We start from the raw sequence: 23,542 nt of genomic DNA, 5'->3' as shown, positions 1-23,542 counted from the left end.
CACGCGACCGGGGCTCCCGACAGGTGGGTCACCGCACCGGGTGACCCGCCTCCCGCAGCGTCTCCTTGACCTCGCCGATGCGCAGATCGCCGAAGTGGAACACGGACGCGGCCAGCACCGCGTCCGCGCCCGCCGCGATGGCCGGCGGGAAGTCCGCCAGCCGGCCCGCGCCGCCCGAGGCGATGACCGGGACCGTCACGTGCTTGCGCACGGCCGCGATCATCTCCAGGTCGTAGCCGTCCTTGGTGCCGTCCGCGTCCATGGAGTTGAGCAGGATCTCGCCGGCGCCCAGCTCCGCGGCCCGGTGCGCCCACTCGACGGCGTCGATGCCGGTGCCGCGGCGGCCGCCGTGGGTGGTCACCTCGAACGAGCCGGACTCGGTGCGGCGCGCGTCCACCGACAGGACCAGGACCTGGCGGCCGAAGCGTTCCGCGATCTCCCGGATCAGCTCCGGGCGGGCGATCGCGGCCGTGTTGACGCCGACCTTGTCCGCGCCGGCCCGCAGCAGCTTGTCCACGTCCTCGGCCGTACGCACCCCGCCGCCGACCGTGAGCGGGATGAACACCTGCTCGGCCGTGCGGCGCACCACGTCGTACGTCGTCTCGCGGTTGCCCGACGATGCGGTGATGTCCAGGAACGTCAGCTCGTCCGCGCCCTCGGCGTCGTACACCTTGGCCATCTCGACGGGGTCGCCCGCGTCGCGCAGGTTCTGGAAGTTGACGCCCTTGACGACCCGGCCGTTGTCCACGTCCAGGCAGGGGATGACTCGGACCGCCAGGGTCATGAATCCACCGTTCCTCTGAATGCCTCTAGTTCCACCGACACCAGGACGCGCGGGTCGACGAAGCCGTCCACCACGAGGAACGTCGCGACCGGGCGCACGGTGTCGAACAGCTCCTTGTGGGCCCGGCCCACGTCGTCGAGGTCGCGCGTGTGTGCCAGATACATGCGCGTCCGGACCACGGACCCGATGCCGAGCCCGAACTCGCCGATCGCCTCGAGGGCGCTGGTGAAGGCCGCCTTGGCCTGTTCGTACGGGTCGCCCTCCCCGTAGAGCACATCGCCCTTGAAGGGTGTCGTGCCCGCCACCAGCACCCGATCGCCCGCCGCCACGGCGCGCGCGAAACCGAAACTCTCTTCCCAGGGACTTCCGCTCTGCACGCGCCGTACGGCATCGCTCATGACGACACAGTCTCCAATGCCTCTTCAAGGGTGAACGCCTTCGCGTACAGCGCCTTCCCTACGATCGCGCCCTCTACGCCGAGCGGGACGAGCTCGGCGATCGCCCGGAGGTCGTCGAGCGACGAGACACCGCCGGAGGCCACCACCGGGCGGTCCGTCGCCGCGCAGACGTTCCTCAGCAGTTCCAGATTGGGGCCCTGGAGCGTGCCGTCCTTGGCGATGTCCGTGACGACGTACCGCGCGCAGCCCTCCTTGTTGAGGCGCTCCAGCGTCTCGTAGAGGTCGCCGCCGTCGCGGGTCCAGCCGCGGCCGCGCAGGGTCGTGCCGCGGACGTCGAGACCGACCGCGATCTTGTCGCCGTGCTCGGCGATGACCTTGGCGACCCACTCGGGGGCCTCCAGGGCGGCCGTGCCCAGGTTCACGCGGGTGCAGCCGGTGGCCAGGGCGGCGGCGAGGGTGTCGTCGTCGCGGATGCCGCCGGACAGCTCCACCTTGATGTCCATCGCCTTGGTGACCTCGGCGATCAGCGCGCGGTTGTCGCCGGTGCCGAACGCGGCGTCCAGGTCGACCAGGTGCAGCCACTCGGCGCCGGACCGCTGCCAGGCGAGGGCGGCCTCCAGGGGCGAGCCGTAGGAGGTCTCCGTACCGGACTCGCCGTGCACCAGGCGGACCGCCTGGCCGTCACGGACGTCGACGGCTGGGAGGAGTTCGAGCTTGCTCACAGTGTTCCGATCCAGTTGGTGAGGAGCTGGGCTCCGGCGTCGCCGGACTTCTCGGGGTGGAACTGCGTGGCCCACAGGGCGCCGTTCTCGACGGCCGCGACGAACGGCTTGCCGTGCGTGGACCAGGTGACCTTGGGGGGTTCCATCGCCGGGTTGTGGGTCTCCAGCGACCAGTCGTGGACGGCGTAGGAGTGCACGAAGTAGAAGCGCGCGTCCGCGTCCAGGCCCGCGAACAGCCGCGAGCCGGGCGCCGCGTCCACGGTGTTCCAGCCCATGTGGGGCACGATCTCGGCCTGGAGCGGCTCGACCGAGCCGGGCCACTCGTCGAGGCCCTCGCTCTCCACGCCGTGCTCGATGCCACGGGCGAAGAGGATCTGCATGCCGACGCAGATGCCCATGACCGGGCGGCCGCCGGACAGCCTGCGGTCGACGATCCAGTCGCCGCGCGCCTCGCGCAGGCCCGTCATGCAGGAGGCGAAGGCGCCGACGCCCGGCACGAGCAGCCCGTCGGCGTTCATGGCCTTGTCGTAGTCACGCGTTATCTCGACGTGGGCTCCCGCGCGCGCGAGGGCACGCTCGGCGGAGCGGACGTTGCCGAAGCCGTAGTCGAAGACGACGACCTTCTTCTGCGGGGCGCTCAATTCCACACCTCCAGCCTCACGACACCGGCCGCCAGGCACATCGCGGCGCCGATCGAGAGCAGCACGATCAGGCCCTTGGGCATCTTCTGCTTGATGAAGGAGTAGATCCCGCCGGCGAGGAACAGGCCGACGACGATCAGCAGGGTCGAGATGCCGTTCACAGGGCGCCCTTCGTGGAGGGGAGGATGCCGGCCGCACGCGGGTCGCGCTCGGACGCGTAGCGCAGGGCCCGGGCCAGCGCCTTGAACTGGCACTCGACGATGTGGTGCGCGTTGCGCCCGTAGGGCACGTGCACGTGCAGCGCGATCTGCGCCTGGGCCACGAAGGACTCCAGGATGTGCCGCGTCATCGTGGTGTCGTACTCGCCGATCATCGGCGCCATCTTCTCGGGCTCGGTGTGCACGAGGTAAGGGCGGCCCGACAGGTCGACGGTGACCTGGGCGAGGGACTCGTCCAGCGGGACCGTGCAGTTGCCGAAGCGGTAGATGCCGACCTTGTCGCCGAGGGCCTGCTTGAAGGCGGCGCCCAGGGCGAGGGCGGTGTCCTCGATGGTGTGGTGCGAGTCGATGTGCAGGTCGCCCTCGGTCTTCACGGTCAGGTCGAACAGACCGTGCCGGCCGAGCTGGTCGAGCATGTGGTCGTAGAAGCCGACGCCGGTGGAGATCTCCGTCTTGCCGGTGCCGTCGAGGTCGATCTCGACGAGGACCGAGGTCTCCTTGGTCGTCCGCTCCACGCGTCCGGTGCGGCTCATTGACTCTGCTCCTTCTTCAGTGCACGGACCGCGTCGAGGAACGCGTCGTTCTCTTCGGGGGTTCCGGCGGTGACCCGGAGCCAGCCGGGTACGTCGTTGTCCCGGACCAGGACGCCCCGGTCGAGGATCTTCCGCCAGGCTTCGTGGGAGTCCGCGAACCGGCCGAACTGGACGAAGTTCGCGTCGGACGCGGTCACCTCGTAGCCGATCTCGCGCAGCTCGGTGACCAAGCGGTCCCGCTCGGCCTTGAGCTGCTCGACGTAGCCCAGCAGCGTGCCGGTGTGCTCCAGGGCGGCCAGGGCAGTCGCCTGGGTGACGGCCGACAGGTGGTACGGCAGCCGGACGAGCTGGACGGCGTCCACGACGGCGGGGTGCGCGGCGAGGTAGCCGAGGCGCAGGCCCGCCGCGCCGAACGCCTTCGACATCGTGCGGGAGATGACGAGGTTGGGGCGCCCGTCGAGCAGCGGCAGCAGCGAGTCGCCGTGGCTGAACTCGATGTACGCCTCGTCCACGACCACCATCGACGGCTTCGCCGCCTGTGCGGCCTCGTACAGCGCGAGGACCGTCTCGGGCGGGACCGCGTTGCCCGTGGGGTTGTTGGGGGTGGTGACGAAGACGACGTCCGGCCGGTGCTCGGCGATCACCCGCTCGGCGGCCGCGAGGTCGATGGTGAAGTCCTCGTTGCGGGGACCGGAGATCCAGCCCGTGCCCGTGCCGCGCGAGATGAGCGCGTGCATCGAGTACGACGGCTCGAAGCCGATCGCGGTGCGGCCGGGCCCGCCGAAGGTCTGGAGCAGCTGCTGGATGACCTCGTTGGAGCCGTTGGCGGCCCAGACGTTGGCCAGGCCGACCTGGTGGCCGGACGTGTCCGTCAGGTACTCGGCGAGCTTCGTGCGCAGCTCGACCGCGTCCCGGTCCGGGTAGCGGTTGAGGGTGCGGGCCGCCTCACGGACGCGCTCGGTGATGCGCTCGACCAGCGGCTCGGGCAGCGGGTAGGGGTTCTCGTTGGTGTTCAGCCGTACGGGGACGTCCAGCTGGGGCGCGCCGTAGGGGGACTTGCCGCGCAGCTCGTCCCGTACGGGAAGATCGTCGATGCGTACGTCGCTCACTTGCTCTCCGGCACCTTCCACCCGAACCTCGCCTTGATCGCCGCGCCGTGGGCGGGCAGGTCCTCCGCCTCCGCCAGCGTGACCACGTGGTGCGCGACCTCGGCCAGCGCGTCCTTGGTGTAGTCGACGATGTGGATGCCGCGCAGGAACGACTGGACGGACAGGCCCGAGGAGTGGCAGGCGCAGCCGCCGGTGGGCAGGACGTGGTTGGAGCCGGCCGCGTAGTCGCCGAGGGAGACCGGGGCCCAGGGGCCGATGAAGATCGCGCCGGCGTTCCTGACGCGGTCGGCCACGGCGGCCGCGTCGGCCGTCTGGATCTCCAGGTGCTCGGCGCCGTACGCGTCGACCACCCTGAGGCCCTCGTCGACGCCGTCGACCAGGACGATCGCGGACTGCTTGCCGGACAGCGCCGGGACGATCCGGTCGTCGACATGCCTGGTGGCCGCGACCTGCGGCTCCAGCTCCTTCTCGACGGCGTCCGCGAGCTCGACGGAGTCCGTGACGAGCACGGCGGCGGCCAGCGGGTCGTGCTCGGCCTGGCTGATCAGGTCGGAGGCGACGTGCACCGGGTCGGCCGTGTCGTCGGCCAGGACCGCGATCTCGGTCGGGCCGGCCTCGGCGTCGATGCCGATCCTGCCGGTGAAGTAGCGCTTGGCGGCGGCGACCCAGATGTTGCCGGGGCCGGTGACCATGTTGGCGGGCGGGCAGGACTGAGTGCCGTACGCGAACATCGCGACGGCGGTGGCGCCGCCGGCGGCGTAGACCTCGTCGACGCCGAGCAGTGCGCAGGCGGCGAGGATCGTCGGGTGCGGCAGCCCGTTGAACTCCGCCTGGGCCGGGGAGGCGAGCGCGATGGACTCGACGCCGGCCTCCTGGGCGGGCACGACGTTCATGACCACGGAGGACGGATACACGGACCGGCCGCCGGGCGCGTACAGCCCGACGCGCTCGACCGGAACCCACTTCTCGGTCACGGAGCCGCCGGGCACCACCTGGGTGGTGTGCGTGCTGCGGCGCTGCTCGCGGTGGACGGTCCGGGCGCGCCGGATGGACTCCTCAAGGGCCGCGCGCACGGCCGGGTCGAGCTCCTCCAGCGCGCGCGTGAGCGCCGCGGCCGGCACCTGGACCTGGTCGAGCCTGACCCCGTCGAACCGCTCGGCGAAGTCGATCAGCGCCGCGTCGCCCCGATGATGCACGTCCTCGCAGATCGGACGCACCTTCTCCAGGGCGGCCTGTACGTCGAACTCGGCTCGGGGCAGCAGGTCGCGCAGGGCGGGGCCCTCGGGGAGGGCGTCGCCACGCAGATCGATTCGGGAGATCACGTGCTCAATTCTCTCAGACCCCGATGACGTGCCGTTCGCTCGTATCAATGGCTGATACAGAACGCCGTCGGAACCTGGAAGATCCCCTTCACGTTTCGCGTTCGGGGCGTCACTCAGCGGGCATGAACAGGTGTACGAACCACCTGACCCGCGAGTACCCGGGGAGGAAGGAAGAGACGTGACCGACGGGGCCGGCGTGCGTGCCGGGGAGCTGCCCGACGACCTGACCGCGGCGGAGGCCGGAATGTGGCAGGCGTTCCGCAACGGCAGCGTGTACGACCTGAGCAGCGGCGACCCGGTGGTGGACGACCCGCACGGCGGACACCCGTGGGGCGAGGAGCGGACCGTGCGGGCCCGGATCGTCTGCTGGCTGCTCCTGGACGGCCCGCCCGCTCTGGCCGGCCGGGTGTCGTCGCTGAAGCTGACCGGAGTGCTGATCAGCGGCTCGCTGGACCTCGCGGGCGGCACGGTGGTGCCGTACGTCGAGATGCACCAGTGCCGGTTCGAGCAGGACGTGCTGCTGCCGGAGGCCCGCTTCACGACCGTGCGGATGGTGGACTGCTCGGTGCCGAGGCTGGAGGCGGCCCGCGTGCAGACGGAGGGCGATCTGCATCTGCCGCGCTGCCGCTTCCACCGCGGCATCCGGCTCACGGACGCGCAGATCGGCACGGACCTGCTGCTCAACCAGGCGATCGTGCACCGGGACCGCCACGGCCGGTCGATCGCCGCGGACGGCCTGACCGTCGGCCAGGACTTACAGGCCGAGCTGCTGGAGTCGCACGGCGAGCTGAGCATGCGCGCCGCCACCATCGGCGTGTCCCTGAGCCTGCGCGGCGCCCGCCTGTCCAACCCGTACCAGCGGCTCGCCTTCAACGCCCCGCAGCTGACCGTCGAGCGCAGCCTGTACCTGACCCCGGCGGGCGTCGGCGCCCAGGCGATGAGCGGGATGACCCCGGCGCGCGGGACGCGGATCCAGCGGTTCTCGTGCGAGGGCGGGATCCGGCTGGACGACGGGCGGTTCGGCGACGCGGTCGACTTCGAGCAGGCCCGGTTCACCCTCACCGACGACCAGGAGCTGTCGCTGCGCCGGGTGCAGACGCCGGAGCTGCGGTTCCTCGGCGAGCGTCCCGCGCGCGGGCGTGTCGTGCTGTCGGGGGCGAAGATCGTCAACCTGATGGACCGGGCGGACGCCTGGCCCGGCCCGGGGCGGCTGCACATGGGCGGCTTCGCCTACGAGAACCTGGTGCCGCGCGGGCCGTTCCCGCTGGCCGAGCGGCTGGACTGGGTGGCGGCGGCGACCGCCGAGTACAACCCGGAGCCGTACGAGCGGCTCGCGGCCGTGCTGCGGGCCGGCGGGGAGGACGAGGACGCCCGCGAGGTGCTGCTCGCCAAGCAGCGCCGGCACCGGGAGAGCCTGCCGCCGGCCGCCAAGCTGTGGGGCTACGCACAGGACTGGACGGTCGCCTACGGGTACCGGCCGGCCCGGGCCGCGGTGTGGATGGCGGTGCTGTGGGCGGCGGGCTCGTTCGCCTTCGCCCAGGCCGGGCACCCGCCGCTGAAGCGTGGTGAGCATCCGGAGTGGAACCCCACGCTGTTCACGCTCGATCTGCTGCTGCCGGTCATCGACCTCGGCCAGGTGGGCTTCTGGCAGCTGCGCGGTGGCTGGCAGTGGCTGGCGGCGGCCCTGATCCTGCTGGGCTGGGTCCTGGCGACGACGGTGGCGGCGGGGGCGACGCGGTTGCTGCGGCGCAACTAGTGTTGCGCATGTGATGGCCGTTGTTGAACTGTCACAGTTTTACCGTCTCTTGACTCTTCGGCGTACAACTTTCCGCGATTTCCCCGAACGATCTGGCGCCGCTGTGACCAGCGGACTTTCAATGGTCGGCACCATGGCAATACAGCTGCCGTTCATCCGCGCGAGCCGGATGACAAGGACCGCCTCCCACCTCGCCGGCGGACCGCGCACCGACGACGAGGTGCTGCTCGACGCGCCCGACGCGCGGCTCAGTCCGGCGCTGGTCGCGGCCGCCCGCGACGACCACGGACCGGCGGCCGGGCTGCTCCGCGCCACCCGGACCGCGGCCGAGTGGGAGCGGCGCGACCGGTACGTCACCCGGCTGGCCGCCTTCGCCCGCTCGCGCCCCGACTGGCTGGACGCCTGGCTCGCCGCCGCCCCCCAGGCCCCGGACGCGCTGCTGCTCAAGGCCCAGCTGGCGGTGGACCGCGCCTGGCAGTCACCGGCCCGGGCCGAGGCGCTGCGCGAGGTGAGCCCGCTGATCACGGCCGCCGCGCGGGCCGACCACGGCGATCCCGTGCCCTGGCGGCTCGCGCTGGACCACGCGCGCGGCGCCCGGGCCGGACACAGCTACTTCGAGGAACTGTGGGCGGCGGCCGTCCGCCGCGCCCCGCACCACTACGGCTGTCACGAGTCGGCCCTGCGCTATCTGGCCGCGTCCTGGCACGGTTCGCACCAGGAGTGCTTCGACTTCGCCGACCGGGCCGCGCAGGACGCGCCCGCCGACGCGCTCGTCCAGGCGCTGCCACTGCGGGCCGCCTTCGGCTATCTCACCGACGACTGCGGGCCCGAGCTGCCGCGCGAACGGCTGGACGCGGCCGCCGACCGGGCGATCGCGCTGTCCCTGCGACTGCCGGTGGCCGACCCCTGGCCGGCCCGCATGCGGAACCTGCTCGTCTTCGTCCTGGTGCGCCTGGAGCGCTGGCAGGACGCCCAGGAACAGCTGCGCCTGAACGGCCCGTACGCCACCTCGTTCCCCTGGGACCAGGTGTCCGACGACCCGCTCGGCCACTTCCTCCGGGTACGCGACGACATCCTGGCCGAGGCGGCCGGCCGGCCGCCCGGGCATCCACGGAGTGAACGGGGCGGACGAGCCCGCTCCCGCGACCATTAGGCTTTTGCGTCGTGACCACCGTCCGGCTCCCCCTCTTCCCCCTGAACTCGGTGCTGTTCCCGGGGCTCGTGCTCCCGCTCAACGTCTTCGAGGAGCGGTATCGCGCCATGATGCGCGAGCTGCTGAAGACGCCGGAGGACGAGTCGCGCCGGTTCGCCGTCGTGGCGATCCGCGACGGCCACGAGGTGGCCCCGAGCGCGCCCGGCATGCCCGACCCCACGTCCCTGCCCGAGCGAGGGCCCGCCGCCGGCTTCGGCACGGACCCGACCAAGGCGTTCCACAAGGTGGGCTGTATCGCGGACGCCGCGACGATCCGCGAGCGGACCGACGGCTCCTTCGAGGTGCTGGCGACCGGCACGAACCGGGTCCGGCTGCTGTCGGTGGAGGCGTCGGGTCCGTTCCTGACGGCCGAGCTGGAGACGCTTTCGGAGGAACCCGGCGACGAGGCGGCGCCCTTGGCCGAGGGGGTGCTGCGGTCCTTCCGCCAGTACCAGAAGCGGCTGGCGGGCGCACGGGAACGGTCCCTGACGACCGGCGCCGACCTGCCCGACGAGCCCGGTGTGGTGTCGTACCTGGTGGCCGCGGCCATGATGCTGGACACCCCCACCAAGCAGCGCCTGCTCCAGGCGCCCGACACGGCCTCCCGCCTGCGCGACGAGCTGAAACTCCTTCGCTCCGAGACGGCCATCATCCGTAATCTGCCGTCGTTGCCGTCGTCGGACCTGACGCGCGGCCCGACGAGTCTCAACTGAAGACGAGTCTCAACCGACGACGGGGCTCAACCGACGACGGGGCTCAACCGACGACGGGGCTCGACCAAGACGAGTCTCAACCGAAGCGGACGCAATGGCGAAGAAGTCGAAGAAGCAGCAGCCGGGCGGCACCCCCGCGACGGTCGCCCTCACGGCGGCGGGCGCGGAGTTCACGGTCCACTCCTACGACCACGACCCCTCCCACCCCTCCTACGGCGAGGAGGCGGCCGAGGCGATGGGCGTCTCCCCGGACCGCGTCTTCAAGACCCTGGTGGCGGACGTCGACGGCACGCTGACGGTCGCCGTGGTCCCGGTGGCGGGCCAGCTGGACCTGAAGGCCCTGGCAGCGGCGGTGGGCGGCAAACGCGCGACGATGGCCGACCCGACACTGGCGGAACGCACGACGGGGTACGTCCGGGGCGGCATCTCCCCGCTGGGCCAGCGAAAGAGGCTCCCGACGGTGCTCGACGCCTCGGCTTCAGCACACTCGACGATCTGCGTCTCGGCGGGCCGGAGGGGCCTGGAGGTGGAACTGGCCCCGGAGGACCTGCAAAAGCTGACGGGGGCTGTGCTGGCCCCTGTCGGGCGCACCTAGCCTGCGGACAGTCGTCCCTCCCCCAGTGCCTTAAGGGCCTGGGAGGTGCCCGCAGGGCGGCGCCCGTCCCTAAAAGAGAGCGGCACCCCGCTCCGCCGGGCTGGGCTGCGGACCCACCCGGCACCAGCTCCGAGCGCTACGCAACCGGCGGTGCCTGATACGGCCCGTCCGAAAACTCCGGCTCCGGATCCCGAGGCCCGAACAACGCCGTCAACCCGAGATGCAGCACCAGCGCGGCGAACGGCCAGGCCAGCAACGCCCCCTTCGCCCCCAGCCTCAACGGCGCGGAGAACGTCACCCCCCGCCCCACTTCCCGCGCATGCGCGACCACGTCCTCCGCGGGCCCGAGCCACACCCCGACCCGCCAGGCCAGCAACGATCCGAGCAGCCCCCCGACGGCCAGCCCCACGACCAGCGGCACACCCCCACGCCGCCGCAGCAGGAACACGGCCAGGGCGCTGACGACCCCGAAGGCCAGCGCGAGCAGCGTGAACGTGCCGTCGACCCCGACGGCCTGCTCCCCCTCGGTGTCCTTGAGGTAGACGACCCAGTTCCCCTCGACCACGTCGCCGACCAGCGGCACGTGCGGCGCGAGCCACCACCACAGCACGCCCAGCAGCGCCCCGCCGAGCGCCACCGCCAGGGCGACCACGCCGGCCTCCCGCACTTCCGTCCTCATGTCGGGCCCGTCGTCCTGCCCGTACCAGCCGTGTCCGGCGTACTCGGCCTGCTGAGAGCCAGGAGCCTGAGACCCAGGAGCCTGAGCCTCATGAGCCTGGGACCCGTGAAGCTGGGACCCGTGCGCCTTGGGGCCGGCGCCCGGCGGCGGCCACGAATCCTGTGCGGAACGTTCATGCGGTGGCGGCGGCGGATTGAGTGGTGCGGTCACCCTGCCATCGTGCCAGGCCCGCCTGTGCCCCGCGTCACCGGACGATCCCTCCCCGCTCACCGGACGGCCGCCCGGCGGTACGCCCAGGTCGCCACGGCCAGCGAGACGACGCCCACGAACCCGCACACGGCGAGGTCGCCGAGCACGAAGGCCCAGTCGGGGTTCGGCCCGAACGTGCGCGCGAAGGCCTCCACGCCGTACGTCGACGGCAGCAGATCCCGCGCGAACCGCACGACCTCCGGCATCCGGTCCGCCGGCAGCACGCCCAGCAGCAGCGCCGCCGACATGCCCAGCTGCCCGAGCAGCGTGGCCAGCTCCGGCCGGGGCGCGAGCAGCCCGAGCGCCGCCCCGAGCCCGGCGAGCGCGGCGCCCGCCAGCGGGATCACGGCCAGGAGGATCCACAGATGGGCCAGTGGCAGCCCGAAGAGCACACAGCCGAACACCGCCGTCACGACGGTCCCCGGCACGGTGAACGACGCGTACGCGCCCGCCGCGCCCAGCACCACCGCCGCCGGCGGCACCGGCAGCGTCGCGTAGTGGTCGAGTCCGCCGCTGGCCCGCAGCTGACCGAAGTACTGCGCGAGAAGGTTCAGCGCGACGAAGGCGACCACGAGGACCGACGACCCGGCGACGACGGCCTGCGCCTCGGCTCCGTCGTCCACGACCCCGCGCATCAGGATCATGATCCCGATCGACTGGAAGGTCGCCACGAACAGCAGCGGGATCCGCGCGACCCGCGCCCGGGACAGCTGCGCCCGGTACACGGCCGCCAGCGACGGCCACAGCCGCGCCCGGGGTCCGAGCTCGGCCGCGCACGCGGCGGGCTCGTCCACGGCCAGGGCACTGCCCGGCAGGACATCGGCGGGTACGACACTCACGTCGCGCTGCTCCCCTTCGTCGGGTCCACTGCGGCAGTCGCCCTGTTCGGTACGTACGCGGCGCCCTGCGTACTCAAGACCGCCGCATTCCGGGCCGTCACGTTCAAGGCCGTCATGTTCCAGGCCGTCACGTTCGACGCCGTCACATTCGAGGCCGCCATGTTCCAGGCCCCCGCGCTCAAGGCCTCGCCACTCCTCACGCCTTCACCAGCCCCTGCTGCGCGGCACCGCCCAGGGCCAGGTACACGTCCTCCAGGCTCGGCGTGGCCAGCGTGAAGTCGTCCAGGGCGGCGAAGGCGGCCCCGCCCGTGACGGTGGCGACCACCGCCCGGGCCTCCTCGGGCCCGAGCCGGAGCGTCCACAGGCGGCCCGACTCCACGGCGCGGTCCCGCAGCGCGGCCACCTCGGGGACGTGCAGCGGCGCGGCGTCGCGCCACACCAGGTCGACCCGCACCTCGCCGGCGACCTGTTCCTTGAGGCCGGTCGGCGTGTCGCAGGCGATCACCCGCCCCCGGTCGAGGACGGCCACCCGGTCCAGCACGGTCTCGGCCTCGATGACGTTGTGGGTGACGAGCAGCACGGTCGTCCCGCGCTCGGCCCGCCGCCGGTCGACGGCGGACCACACGGCCCGCCGCGCCACCGGGTCCATGCCGGTGGTCGGCTCGTCGAGCACGAGCAGCGGCCGCTCCCCCACCAGGGCCGCGGCGAAGCACGCCAGGCGCCGCTGGCCTCCGGAGAGCTTCTTCAGCGGCCGCCCGGCGAGCGGCGCGAGCCCCAGCTCGTCGAGTACGTCGTCCCGCTCGGCCCGCGCCCGCCGTACGTCCAGGCCGCGCAGCCGCCCGGTGGTCTCGGCGGCGAGCGACACGGTCAGCTCGTCGAGGGCGGTCGACTCCTGCCCGAGATAGGCGAGGATCCGCGCGGCCCGCTCCGGGTGGCGCACGATGTCGTGCCCGAGGATCTCCACGCTGCCGCGGTCGGGGCGCATCAGTCCGGTGAGCTGCCGTACGAGGGTGGACTTGCCGGCGCCGTTCGGCCCGAGCAGGCCGAAGATCTCGCCGCGCCGGATGTCCAGCGTCACGTCGTCCGTGGCCCGGACCTCGGGTGTACCGGGCGCGCCGCGCCGGGCGCGTACCGCCGGATAGGTCTTGGTCAGCCCGCGCACCGCGCACACGACGTCACCATCGTGCCGAAATGCCTGTGCCGCGCGCTTACTCACAAGGGACGAGACTACGGGGTCGGCGCGCCCGGTCCGCTCTCGGGTCGGTCCGGGGCGGGAAATCCGCCGGCGAAGTTCTCATTCGCCGACGGGCGCGTGCTCCACTCCCGTGCGCACGCCGATCTCCTTCCAGAAACCGGCCCGGATGGCGTACCGGTCCCGCTCGTCGATCTGGTCGTCCTTGTGGGCGAGCAGACCGAAGCGGGCCGCGTAGCGCAGCAGCTCCCCGTCGACCCGGTGCGGGATGCGCGGGTACATCCCGGACAGTTTCTGCAGGTGGCCCTGGTCGCCGAGGCGCTCGACCCAGCGCCGGGCGAAGACCTGCCCCACCTCGAAGGGGTCGCCGCCGACGGTGGTGATGTCCTCCTCGCGGTCGGCCCACCGCTGCTCGGCCGTGGTCAGCTGGGCGAGCGTCGGCATCGAGGCGGCCTCGGGGGGCTCGGCCGTGGGCCGGTCGACCCAGCCCTTGTCGGAGGACCAGCGGAGGGTGGCGGAGGCGGGCTGCTGGGCGTGCTGGGTGCCGGGGGCTCGCAGGGCGGCCAGGTCTTTGGGCGTGGGGACGCCTTTGGCGGCGGGCGCCCGTTCCTCCCCGCCGTTCCGCCCGGCACCGTCCGCGGGGTGCTGCGGCTGCGGGTCGGGGCGCTCGGCCGCGGCGGCGAGCGCGGACTCGGGCAGCGGGGCGGAGAGGATCGCGGCGATCTCGGACCGGGGCACGGGCTGCGGGGCGCACACGCCGGTGTGCTCCTTGGCGCGGACGGCCTTGGTGATCCAGGCCCGGTCCAGGACGCGCCGCTCGTCGGCCTCGGCGACCAGGTCCTCGGACTGGTTGTAGTCGCCGTCGGCGGCCTGCACGGCCCACAGGTGGACGGCGACGCCGTGCTCCTTGGCGGCCATCATGCCCGGCAGCAGGTCGCCGTCCCCGGTCACCAGGACGACGTCGGAGCAGGCGCGGTTGCGGGCCAGTTCGGTGAGCTCGGCGTGCATCGCGGCGTCCACGCCCTTCTGCGCCCAGCGGCCGTCGCTGCGGGTCAGCGCGCCCAGCCGGACGGTGACCCGGGGCATCACGCGCAGCCTGCGGTGCTCGGGCTGCGGGACCCGGTCGGGGGCGCCGTCGAACCAGTAGATGCGCAGCAGCGGCTGCTGCGTGTCCGACTCGGCGCGTTCGCGCAGCCCCTGGATGAGGGCGGTGTGGTCGACGGTGATACGGGATCGTGAGGGCTCCCCGGCGAGGAGACTCGCCGCTGCCCCCAGCAGATACCCCGCGTCCACCAGGACGATGCAGCGGTCCACACGACTCACCCTCTTCCCGGGAGGTTTGCTTCGGGCTTGCTTCGAGTCTGCCCGACGGCGCGGAGGTTAACGGCCGGAACTCGATCTTCGGCGTGGCGTTTCCGGGGTTCTCGCCGCGACCAGCCCTGTCACGCACGGTAATTGTCCGACATGCGATCGTTGTCGGCCTGTGTGAATCTGGTCCCGGCCCTGGCCCCTAGATCCCCCACAGGAGGCATCACCATGGCCAAGAACAAGAACCGTGACCGTAAGCAGCAGCGTCCTACCGAGCGTGGTCAGCGTGCGGACCGCAGCCCCGCGGCCGAGGCGGAGCCCCAGCCCGAGGTCGAGCTGACCCCCGGCGACGTGGCGTCCCGCAAGCGGAAGCGCAGCTTCGGCCACAACTGACATCTGTGTGACGGGTTGTTGAGACCCGCGCACATGCGCGAGGGGCGTACCAGGTACCGGGTACGCCCCTCACGCGCGTCAAGAGCCGTCTGCGGGCTAGGGGGTGTCCGCAAAATCCCGTCGTCCGCCCGGAGGGCGGGCCCCGCGGCGTCCGGTGCGTGCTCTCGGCCTGCCGGCCGGAAGCCCTCGTACTGGGCGTACTCGGGCTTTCGGCCGGTGCGGCGAGTGGGGGCACCTCCCACGCCCTTAAGGCAGTGGGGGAGCGTGCCGGGCGTCGCGGGGCAGGCGGGACTTTGCGGACACCCTCTAGGTCAGCCCGCCAGGCAGGACGGACCGAGCAGCACCTTCAGGTCGCCGAAGAGCGCCGGGTCCGGCTTCACCCGGTGCCGGTCCAGACGCAGCACGGTCGTCTTGGTCGGGCCCTGGAGCCTGATCCGGACCTCACTGTCGCCCTTGTGGTGGCTGAGGACCTCGCCGAGCCTGCTGACCAGCGGCGGGGTGACCCGCGTGGCCGGGATGGTCAGTACGACGGGCGCGTTGGTGCCCGCGTTCGACAGGTCGGGGACCTGCAGCTCCATCGCGACCAGCCGCGGCACGTCCTCGCGCTTGTCGAGGCGGCCCTTGACGAACACCACGGCGTCCTCGACGAGTTGGGTCGAGACGAGCTGGTAGGTCGCCGGGAAGAACATGCACTCGATCGAGCCGGCGAGGTCCTCGACGGTGGCGATGGCCCAGGCGTTGCCCTGCTTGGTCATCTTGCGCTGGAGGCCGGAGATGATGCCGCCGATGGTGACGACCGCGCCGTCCGCGTGCTCACCGCCGGTCAGCTGGGAGATGCCCGCGTCGGCCTTGTCGGACAGGATGTGCTCCAGGCCGAACAGCGGGTGGTCGGAGACGTACAGACCGAGCATCTCCCGCTCCTGGGCGAGCAGATAGGTCTTGTCCCACTCCTCGGTGGTGAACTCCACGTCGAGCCCGAAGCCCGGCTCGTCGCTCTGCTCCTCCCCCATGCCGCCGAAGAGGTCGAACTGCCCCTCGGCCTCCTTGCGCTTGACCGCGACCACGTTGTCGATCATCGGTTCGTACTGCGCGGTCAGGCCCTTGCGGGTGTGACCCATGGCGTCGAAGGCGCCGGCCTTGATCAGCGATTCGGTGGTGCGCTTGTTGCAGACCACCGCCTCCACCTTGTCGAGGTAGTCCGGGAACGAGGTGTACTTCCCCTTGGCCTTGCGGCACCTGATGATCGACTCGACGACGTTCGTACCGACGTTGCGGACGGCGGAGAGGCCGAAGAGGATCACGTCGTCACCCTGGGCCGCGAAGTTGGACATCGACTCGTTGACGTCCGGCGGGAGCACCTTGATGCCCATGCGTCGGCACTCGTTGAGGTAGACGGCCGACTTGTCCTTGTCGTCCTTCACGGACGTCAGGAGCGCGGCCATGTACTCGGCGGGGTGGTTCGCCTTGAGGTACGCGGTCCAGTACGAGACGAGTCCGTACGCGGCGGAGTGCGCCTTGTTGAACGCGTAGCCGGCGAAGGGGACCAGCACGTCCCAGAGCGCCTGGATGGCTTCGTCGCTGTAGCCCTTCTTGCGGGCGCCCTCCTTGAACAGCACGAAGTTCTTCGCCAGTTCCTCGGGCTTCTTCTTGCCCATCACGCGGCGGAGGATGTCGGCCTCGCCGAGCGAATAGCCGGCGATGATCTGGGCGGCCTTCTGCACCTGCTCCTGGTAGACGATCAGGCCGTGGGTGACGTCCAGGACCTCCCTGAGCGGCTCCTCCAGCTCCGGGTGGATCGGCGTGATCTCCTGCTGCCCGTTCTTGCGCAGCGCGTAGTTCGTGTGGGAGTTCATGCCCATCGGGCCCGGGCGGTACAGGGCCGACACGGCGGAGATGTCTTCGAAGTTGTCCGGCTTCATCAGCCGCAGCAGCGAGCGCATGGGGCCGCCGTCGAACTGGAAGACGCCGAGGGTGTCGCCGCGCTGGAGCAGTTCGAAGGTCGTGGGGTCGTCGAGCGGGAGGCTCAGGAGATCGATGTCGATCCCCTTGTTGGACTTCACCATCTTGACGGCGTCGTCCATGATCGTCAGGTTGCGCAGACCGAGGAAGTCCATCTTCAGCAGGCCGAGCGACTCACAGCTCGGGTAGTCCCACTGCGTGATGGTCACGCCGTCGGTGTGCCTGACCCAGACCGGAACGTGGTCGGTGATCGTCTCGCTGGACATGATCACGCCGGCGGCGTGCACGCCCATCTGCCGGACCAGGCCCTCGACGCCCTTGGCGGTGTCGATGACCTTCTTCACGTCCGGCTCGTTCTCGTACATCGCCCGGATCTCGCCCGCCTCCGAGTAGCGGGGGTGCTCGGGGTTGGTGATGCCGTCGAGGTTGATGCCCTTGCCGAGGACGTCGGCGGGCATGGCCTTGGTGAGGCGGTCGCCCATCGCGTACGGGTAGCCCAGCACGCGCGCGGAGTCCTTGATCGCGTTCTTGGCCTTGATGGTGCCGTACGTGCCGATCATGGCGACCTTGTCGGCGCCGTACTTCTCCGTCACGTACCGGATCACCTCGACGCGCCGGCGCTCGTCGAAGTCGATGTCGACATCGGGCATGGAGATGCGCTCGGGGTTGAGGAACCGCTCGAAGATCAGTCCGTGCGGGATGGGGTCGAGGTCGGTGATGCCGAGGGCGTAGGCGACGATCGAGCCGGCCGCGGAGCCTCGGCCGGGGCCGACCGCGATGCCCTGCTTCTTGGCCCACATGATGAAGTCGGCGACCACGAGGAAGTAGCCCGGGAAGCCCATCGAGATGATGGTGTCCATCTCGTACTCGACCTGCTTCATGCGGTCGTCCGGGATGCCGTCCGGGAAGCGGCGGTGCATGCCGCGCAGGGTCTCCTCGCGGAACCAGCTGACCTCCGTGTACCCCTCGGGGATGTCGAACTTGGGCATCAGGTCGCGCTTCTCGAACATGCCCGTGGTGTCGACCATCTCGGCGATCAGCCGGGTGTTGGCGCAGCCCTCCTGCCAGGCGTCCGAGGAGTCGATGGCGTACATCTCGTCCGTGGACTTCAGGTAGTAGCCGGTGCCGTCGAACCTGAAGCGGTCGGGGTCGGAGAGGTTCTTGCCGGTCTGGATGCACAGCAGGGCGTCGTGGGCGCTCGCCTCGTGCGAGTAGGTGTAATGGGAGTCGTTGGTGACCAGCGGGGGGATGCCGAGCTTCTTGGCGATCTCGAGCAGGCCGTCGCGGACCCGGTGCTCGATCTCGATGCCGTGGTCCATCAGCTCCAGGAAGTAGCGGTCCTTGCCGAAGATGTCCTGGTAGTCGGCGGCGGCCTTGAGGGCCTCGTCGAAGTGGCCGAGGCGCAGCCGGGTCTGGACCTCGCCGGAGGGGCAGCCGGTGGAGGCGACGATGCCCTCGGACCACTTGGCGATGGTCTCCTTGTCCATCCGGGGCCACTTCTGGAGCCAGCCCTCGGCGTACGCATCGGAGGAGAGCCGGAAGAGGTTGTGCAGGCCGGTCCTGTTCACCGCCCACATCGTCTTGTGGGTGTAACCACCGGAACCGGAGACGTCGTCCCGCTTCTGGTGCGGCTGGCCCCACTGGATCTTGCGCTTGTTGCGGCGCGACTCGGGCGCGACGTACGCCTCGATGCCGATGATCGGCGTGACCCCGGCCTTCTGCGCGGAGTGGAAGAAGTCGTACGCCCCGTGGAGGTTGCCGTGGTCGGACATGGCGATGTGCGTCATGCCCATCTCGTTGCACGCGTTGAACATGTCCTTCAGCCGCGCGGCACCGTCCAGCAGCGAGTACTGGGTGTGGACGTGCAGGTGCGTGAACGGCGGCTTTGACACGGCTGCGGCCTCCAAGAGAACAGGTGCGGCGCGAAGCGCCTCGTTGAGGGGTGGTGGTCGGGTGACGGGTGGGCGTTCGTCGAATGGGGCCCGACAGGCTGCGGACAGTCTGGGGGACAGCGTCGAAGTCTATGCCTCGCCAGTGACACCCGGGGGCCTGACCCGCGTACCTTCGTGCGGGGCTCGCGGGCACTCCCGCGGACCGCCGCACGTTTACGCAGAGGGCGGACCTGCCGTCCCCAGACGCACCACCAGGAGGCACCCAGCGATGTCGTTCCCGCAGCTCGACGACGAGCACCGCGGTGAGGAAATTCTCGCCGTCTTCGACACCGCCTTCGGCGAGCTCCTGGCCGCCGACCCGGCCGCGTTCCGCGTGAAGTTCCGGAAGATGGCGGCCTCGGCCTTCGCGTTCTACCGGGGCACGGCGTGCCTCTTCTACCACGATCTGGGGCAGGAGAAGCGGGGCGGGCCGTTCCTGGACGAGCGCACCTCGCGCGTGTGGATCCACGGCGACCTGCACGCGGAGAACTTCGGCACGTACATGGACGCCAACGGCCGCCTGATCTTCAACGTCAACGACTTCGACGAGGCCTACGTCGGCCCCTTCACATGGGACCTGAAGCGCTTCGCCGCCTCCATCGCCCTCATCGGGTACGCCAAGGCGCTCAGCGACGAGCAGATCTCCGAGCTGGTGACGATCTACGCGGTCGCCTACCGCGAGCGGATCCACGCCCTGGCCACCGGCGCCAAGAGCGACGAGGTGCCGCCGTTCACGCTGGACACGGCACAGGGCCCGCTGCTGGACGCGCTGCGTGACGCCCGGTCGCTGACCCGGTTCGGGCTGCTGGAGTCGATGACGGAGATCCGCGACTTCGAGCGCCGCTTCGCCCCGGGCGGCGGCTCGGTGGAGCTGGACGCGGCCACGCGCTACAAGGTGCTCGCCGCCTTCGACGGCTACCTGGAGACGCTCCCGGACAGCTCGCTGGCCCGCCCGGACTCCTACCGCGTCAAGGACGTCGTCGGCCGGCGCGGCATCGGCATCGGCTCGGCGGGGCTGCCGTCGTACAACATCCTCCTGGAGGGCCACAGCGACGCCCTGGAGAACGATGTGGTGATCTACATCAAGCAGGCCCAGACCCCGGCCGTCTCCCGGCACGTCACGGACCAGGCGATCCGCGACTACTTCCAGCACGAGGGGCACCGCACGGTCATCTCCCAGCGCGCCCTCCAGGCGCACGCCGACCCGTGGCTGGGCTGGACCGAGCTGGACGGCGCGGGCCAGCTGGTCGCCGAGGTCTCGCCGTACGCGGTGGACCTCGACTGGGGCGACATCGACGACGCTGAGGAGATCGCCCAGGTGGTGGCCGACCTCGGCCGGGCCACGGCCACGATGCACTCGGCGGCGGACGACCAGTCCGGCGAGTCCCTAGTGCCGTTCTCCACGGAGCGGGCCATCGACGCGGCGATCGCGGGCGACGAGGAGGGCTTCGCGCCGCTGCTGACCGACTTCGCGCACGGCTACGGCGCACGCGCGCGTGCCGACCACCAGACCTTCGTGGACCTGTTCCGCAACGGCCGGATCCCGGGGCTGTAAGGGCCCTGAGCCGGGGCTTTGGCCGCCCGCTCTCTCACAGGCATCCTTTAGGGGTCCCTTACAGGCCCCCGTGACAGACTCTCCTCTCGCTATGGACATATCCGGGATCCAGCTCAGAGCCGTACGCGCGGCGCTGTTCACGGCAGTGGTCGTGACGCTCAGCACCGCGTCGCACGTGCTGCTGTCCCGGGTCCCGCTGCCGATGGGCACGGTGGCCGCGGTCGCCGCCGCCGTGTTCGTGATCGCGTACGCCCTGGCGGGCCGCGAACGCTCCTTCGGACGGATCGCGGCCCTGCTGATCCCGCTGGAACTGGCCGCCGACACGGTGTTCACCACGGGACAGCACGCCTGTTACGGCCGGTCGGGCGGCCCGGTCGCCGGCCCGCTGCGGTCGGTCGGCCTGGACGTGCTGTGCGGCGGCGGCGAGGTCGGCACGCCGCTGGCGCGGATGGCCGGGGCCACCGGCACCGACCGGCTCGCGGCCGTGGTCGCACACGCCGACCCGGCCACCGCCTGGCTGCTGCTCGGCGCGCACGTCGGCGTGGGACTGACCGCCGCCGTCTGGCTGCGCCGCGGCGAGCGGGCCCTGGCCCAGCTGCTGCGGGCGGTGGCGGCGAGCACGTTCCGGCCGTTGCTGCTGGCGGTCGCCGCCGTGACGGTGACCCGGGACCCGGCCGGGCCCAGGCTGCCGTCGCGGACCGCCGACCGCACGCCCACCGCCCGCGACCGGATCCTCGCCCACTGTCCGGGACGACGTGGACCGCCGTGCTCGCCCGCCTTCGCGTGAGGCACCTTTCGAGCACCGCCAGTCCCCCTTACGTATCCCGCACACGAACTGTGCGCGTCCCCGACGGAGAACATCACCATGAGCAAGCGGAACAGCCAGGCGGCGAAGACGGCGGCCCGTGAGCGGCTGCGCATCGAGCGCGAGCGCGAGGCCAAGCGGGCGAAGGCCAAGCGGCAGATCATCGTCGCCGCCTCGATAGTCGGCGTCCTGGCGATAGCCGGCGGCATCGGCTACGCGGTCGTCCAGGCCAACAAGCCCACGTACTGGGAGGGCCAGAAGGACGCCAAGGTCGTCGCCCCGGCCAACACCACGGGCAGCAAGGGCACCACGGTCGTCATCGGCAAGGACTCGGCCAAGAAGACCCTGAAGATCTACGAGGACCCGCGCTGCCCCGTGTGCGCCCAGTTCGAGCAGACCGTCGGTCCGACCGTGAAGAAGGACATCGACGACGGCAAGTACAAGATGCAGTTCATCGGCGCGACCTTCATCGACAACAAGGACAACGGCGAGGGCTCCAAGAACGCGCTGAGCGCTCTGGGTGCCGCGCTGAACGTCAGCGACCAGGCGTTCCTCGACTACAAGGCGGCGCTGTACTCGGCGAAGTACCACCCCGAGGAGACGACCGACGAGTTCAAGAAGGACAGCTACCTGATCAAGGTCGCCAACACCGTCCCGGAGCTGAAGAACAACAAGAAGTTCCAGGACGCGGTCGAGAAGGGCACCTACGACGCCTGGGCGATGGCCATGTCGAAGACCTTCGACGACAACAAGGACGGCGTGCAGGGCACCCCGGGCTTCGTCATGGACGGCAAGCAGCTCACCGCCGACAACCAGGGCACGCCGCTGATGACGGTGGCCGACTTCAACCGGGTCGTGGGCGAGGCCCTCAAGAAGTGACGGCAGGTCAGGGACCGGCCGGCATGTGAAGGGCGGGCGAACTTCCGGAGTTCGCCCGCTCCGGTGCATACCGACCAGTAACCTGATCGCTCGTGACCAGTCGATACAGATCATCGAACACGTCCGAGGGTCTCAACTCCCTCACCCCACGCCGCCGTACGGTCGTCAAGGCCGCGGCGGCGACCGCTGTCCTGGCCGGGCCGCTGGCAGGGACCCTGCCCGCGCGCGCCGTCGACCAGGCTCCCGCCTTCCTGCACGGCGTCGCCTCCGGTGACCCGCTGCCGGACGGCATCCTGCTGTGGACCCGCGTGACGCCCGTTCCAGAGGCGATACCCGGCTCCGGGCTCGGCCCGGACACCGAGGTGAGCTGGATCGTCGCCAGGGACAAGGCGTTCAGCACCGTCGTCGCCAAGGGCTCCACCACCGCGACGGCCGCCTCCGACCACACCGTGAAGGCCGACATCCGCGGCCTGGAGCCGGGCACGGACTACTGGTTCCGCTTCTCCGCCGGGGGCACCGACTCTTCCGCCGCCCGCACCCGCACCGCCCCGGCGCCCGACACGGCCGTCACCAACCTGCGCTTCGGCGTGGTCTCCTGCGCCAACTGGGAGGCCGGCTACTTCTCCCCGTACCGCCATCTCGCGGCCCGCGGCGACCTGGACGCCTGGCTGCACCTCGGCGACTACATCTACGAGTACGGCACCGGCGAGTACGGCACCCGCGGCACGGTCGTCCGCCCGCACGCCCCGGCCCACGAGATCGTCACCCTCGCCGACTACCGCGTCCGGCACGCCCGTTACAAGACGGACCCCGACCTCCAGGCGCTGCACGCGGCGGCCCCGGTCGTGGCGATCTGGGACGACCACGAGTTCGCCAACGACGCCTGGTCGGGCGGCGCCGAGAACCACACGGCGGGCGCCGAGGGCACCTGGTCCGTCCGCCAGGCCGCCGCCAAACAGGCCTACTTCGAGTGGATGCCGGTGCGCCCGGCGATCGCGGGCACCACCTACCGCCGGCTGCGTTTCGGCAAGCTGGCCGACCTCTCGCTGCTGGACCTGCGCTCTTTCCGCTCGCAGCAGGTCAAGGTCGGCGACGGCGAGGTCGACGACCCGGACCGCACGCTCACCGGCCGCGCCCAACTGGACTGGCTCAAGGCGGGCCTGAAGGCGTCCGACACCACCTGGCGGCTGGTCGGCAACTCGGTGATGGTCTCGCCGTTCGCCATCGGCTCGCTCTCCGCCGATCTGCTGAAGCCGCTGGCCAAGCTGCTGGGCCTGCCGCAGGAGGGCCTCGCCCTCAACACCGACCAGTGGGACGGCTACACCGACGACCGCCGCGAGATCCTGGCGCACCTGCGGTCCAACGCCATCCGCAACACCGTCTTCCTCACCGGCGACATCCACATGGCGTGGGCCAACGACGTGCCCGTGGACGCCGGCACGTACCCGCTGTCCCCGTCGGCCGCCACCGAGTTCGTGGTCACCTCGGTCACCTCGGACAACCTCGACGACATCGTCAAGGTCCCCGAGGGCACGGTCTCCGCGGTCGCCGCACCCGTGATCCGCGCCGCCAACCGGCACGTCCACTGGGTCGACACCGACCGCCACGGCTTCGGCGTGCTGGACATCACGGCCGAGCGCGCGCAGATGGACTACTACGTCGTCTCCGACCGCACGAAGCGGGACACGACCGCCAAGTGGGTCCGCTCGTACCGCACCCGCAGCGGCACCCAGAAGGTCGAGCGCGCCTACGACCCGGCGTGACCGGACT

Annotated in this window: 22 protein-coding genes; 9 read left to right on the top strand and 13 right to left on the bottom strand. The window is 71.1% G+C overall.

All coding sequences use genetic code 11. The features are described 5' to 3' along the window. Positions 1 to 28: 28 nt before the first annotated feature. The 8 genes from hisF to hisD are packed head-to-tail and all read right to left on the bottom strand — an operon-like array spanning position 29 to position 5,727. Positions 29 to 784 carry an imidazole glycerol phosphate synthase subunit HisF gene (gene hisF, locus QC385_RS17460; RefSeq protein ID WP_193506998.1) on the bottom strand — a complete coding sequence of 252 codons (756 nt, stop codon included), beginning with the start codon at positions 782 to 784 and terminating at the stop codon, positions 29 to 31. Further along, positions 781 to 1,182: a Rid family hydrolase gene (locus QC385_RS17455; protein WP_086849371.1), complete on the bottom strand. Its 402-nt coding sequence runs from the start codon at positions 1,180 to 1,182 to the stop codon at positions 781 to 783. Before QC385_RS17455 ends, hisF begins: the two co-directional genes overlap by 4 nt. Continuing rightward, positions 1,179 to 1,904, bottom strand: a complete 726-nt coding sequence (priA, locus tag QC385_RS17450; RefSeq protein ID WP_279542249.1) for a bifunctional 1-(5-phosphoribosyl)-5-((5-phosphoribosylamino)methylideneamino)imidazole-4-carboxamide isomerase/phosphoribosylanthranilate isomerase PriA — start codon at positions 1,902 to 1,904, stop codon at positions 1,179 to 1,181. The genes QC385_RS17455 and priA overlap by 4 nt, the downstream gene beginning before the upstream one ends. After that, the gene (hisH, locus tag QC385_RS17445) at positions 1,901 to 2,545 is read right to left on the bottom strand and encodes an imidazole glycerol phosphate synthase subunit HisH (RefSeq protein ID WP_279542248.1); all 645 of its coding nucleotides are present in this window, start codon (positions 2,543 to 2,545) and stop codon (positions 1,901 to 1,903) included. Before hisH ends, priA begins: the two co-directional genes overlap by 4 nt. Further along, on the bottom strand, positions 2,542 to 2,706 hold the full coding sequence (locus QC385_RS17440; RefSeq protein WP_279542247.1) for a hypothetical protein: 165 nt from the start codon (positions 2,704 to 2,706) through the stop codon (positions 2,542 to 2,544). Before QC385_RS17440 ends, hisH begins: the two co-directional genes overlap by 4 nt. Further along, positions 2,703 to 3,296, bottom strand: a complete 594-nt coding sequence (gene hisB, locus QC385_RS17435; protein WP_003989586.1) for an imidazoleglycerol-phosphate dehydratase HisB — start codon at positions 3,294 to 3,296, stop codon at positions 2,703 to 2,705. Before hisB ends, QC385_RS17440 begins: the two co-directional genes overlap by 4 nt. After that, positions 3,293 to 4,405, bottom strand: a complete 1,113-nt coding sequence (locus QC385_RS17430; RefSeq protein ID WP_279542246.1) for a histidinol-phosphate transaminase — start codon at positions 4,403 to 4,405, stop codon at positions 3,293 to 3,295. Before QC385_RS17430 ends, hisB begins: the two co-directional genes overlap by 4 nt. Next, entirely contained in the window at positions 4,402 to 5,727 is a 1,326-nt protein-coding gene (hisD, locus tag QC385_RS17425; protein WP_279542245.1) for a histidinol dehydrogenase, read from the bottom strand. Before hisD ends, QC385_RS17430 begins: the two co-directional genes overlap by 4 nt. A 178-nt stretch (positions 5,728 to 5,905) precedes the next feature. Between hisD and QC385_RS17420 the strand changes: the two genes are divergently transcribed. From QC385_RS17420 to ybaK, 4 genes are all read left to right on the top strand, one after another. Beyond that, positions 5,906 to 7,483, top strand: a complete 1,578-nt coding sequence (locus QC385_RS17420) for an oxidoreductase (protein WP_279542244.1) — start codon at positions 5,906 to 5,908, stop codon at positions 7,481 to 7,483. A gap of 121 nt (positions 7,484 to 7,604) precedes the next feature. Then, a complete protein-coding gene (locus tag QC385_RS17415) occupies positions 7,605 to 8,636 on the top strand; it encodes a hypothetical protein (protein ID WP_279542243.1) in 1,032 nt (343 codons plus the stop codon). 11 nt (positions 8,637 to 8,647) lie between these two features. Continuing rightward, positions 8,648 to 9,388, top strand: a complete 741-nt coding sequence (locus QC385_RS17410) for an LON peptidase substrate-binding domain-containing protein (RefSeq protein ID WP_279542242.1) — start codon at positions 8,648 to 8,650, stop codon at positions 9,386 to 9,388. A 94-nt stretch (positions 9,389 to 9,482) separates the two neighbouring features. Further along, positions 9,483 to 9,983 carry a Cys-tRNA(Pro) deacylase gene (gene ybaK, locus QC385_RS17405; protein WP_279542241.1) on the top strand — a complete coding sequence of 167 codons (501 nt, stop codon included), beginning with the start codon at positions 9,483 to 9,485 and terminating at the stop codon, positions 9,981 to 9,983. Between the two features lie 136 nt (positions 9,984 to 10,119). Here ybaK and QC385_RS17400 read toward each other — a convergent pair whose 3' ends face one another. From QC385_RS17400 to QC385_RS17385, 4 genes are all read right to left on the bottom strand, one after another. After that, positions 10,120 to 10,872: an AAA family ATPase gene (locus QC385_RS17400; RefSeq protein ID WP_279542240.1), complete on the bottom strand. Its 753-nt coding sequence runs from the start codon at positions 10,870 to 10,872 to the stop codon at positions 10,120 to 10,122. Positions 10,873 to 10,928: 56 nt separating this feature from the next. Continuing rightward, a complete protein-coding gene (locus QC385_RS17395; protein ID WP_279542239.1) occupies positions 10,929 to 11,750 on the bottom strand; it encodes an ABC transporter permease in 822 nt (273 codons plus the stop codon). A 196-nt stretch (positions 11,751 to 11,946) separates the two neighbouring features. Continuing rightward, positions 11,947 to 12,921: an ABC transporter ATP-binding protein gene (locus QC385_RS17390; protein WP_279542355.1), complete on the bottom strand. Its 975-nt coding sequence runs from the start codon at positions 12,919 to 12,921 to the stop codon at positions 11,947 to 11,949. 123 nt (positions 12,922 to 13,044) lie between these two features. Then, positions 13,045 to 14,256, bottom strand: a complete 1,212-nt coding sequence (locus QC385_RS17385) for an NYN domain-containing protein (RefSeq protein WP_279542238.1) — start codon at positions 14,254 to 14,256, stop codon at positions 13,045 to 13,047. A gap of 222 nt (positions 14,257 to 14,478) precedes the next feature. Between QC385_RS17385 and QC385_RS17380 the strand changes: the two genes are divergently transcribed. After that, positions 14,479 to 14,643, top strand: a complete 165-nt coding sequence (locus QC385_RS17380) for a hypothetical protein (protein WP_020277572.1) — start codon at positions 14,479 to 14,481, stop codon at positions 14,641 to 14,643. Between the two features lie 311 nt (positions 14,644 to 14,954). On the opposite strand, the gene dnaE is transcribed toward QC385_RS17380, so the two are convergent. Continuing rightward, on the bottom strand, positions 14,955 to 18,494 hold the full coding sequence (gene dnaE, locus QC385_RS17375; RefSeq protein WP_279542237.1) for a DNA polymerase III subunit alpha: 3,540 nt from the start codon (positions 18,492 to 18,494) through the stop codon (positions 14,955 to 14,957). 268 nt (positions 18,495 to 18,762) lie between these two features. On the opposite strand from dnaE, the gene QC385_RS17370 reads away from it, so the two are divergent. From QC385_RS17370 to QC385_RS17355, 4 genes are all read left to right on the top strand, one after another. Next, positions 18,763 to 20,088, top strand: coding sequence for a DUF2252 domain-containing protein (locus QC385_RS17370; RefSeq protein ID WP_279542236.1), 1,326 nt, complete (start codon positions 18,763 to 18,765; stop codon positions 20,086 to 20,088). A gap of 91 nt (positions 20,089 to 20,179) precedes the next feature. Beyond that, positions 20,180 to 20,875, top strand: a complete 696-nt coding sequence (locus QC385_RS17365; protein ID WP_279542235.1) for a hypothetical protein — start codon at positions 20,180 to 20,182, stop codon at positions 20,873 to 20,875. 78 nt (positions 20,876 to 20,953) lie between these two features. Next, positions 20,954 to 21,772, top strand: coding sequence for a DsbA family protein (locus tag QC385_RS17360; RefSeq protein ID WP_279542234.1), 819 nt, complete (start codon positions 20,954 to 20,956; stop codon positions 21,770 to 21,772). A 92-nt stretch (positions 21,773 to 21,864) separates the two neighbouring features. After that, a complete protein-coding gene (locus QC385_RS17355; RefSeq protein ID WP_279542233.1) occupies positions 21,865 to 23,535 on the top strand; it encodes an alkaline phosphatase D family protein in 1,671 nt (556 codons plus the stop codon). Positions 23,536 to 23,542 lie beyond the last annotated feature (7 nt).

The sequence above is a fragment of the Streptomyces sp. DH10 genome (assembly GCF_029813805.1).
Taxonomy (GTDB): domain Bacteria; phylum Actinomycetota; class Actinomycetes; order Streptomycetales; family Streptomycetaceae; genus Streptomyces; species Streptomyces coeruleofuscus.
The sequence above is the reverse complement of the archived record's forward strand: the minus strand, read 5'-3'. Positions and strand labels throughout refer to the sequence as shown.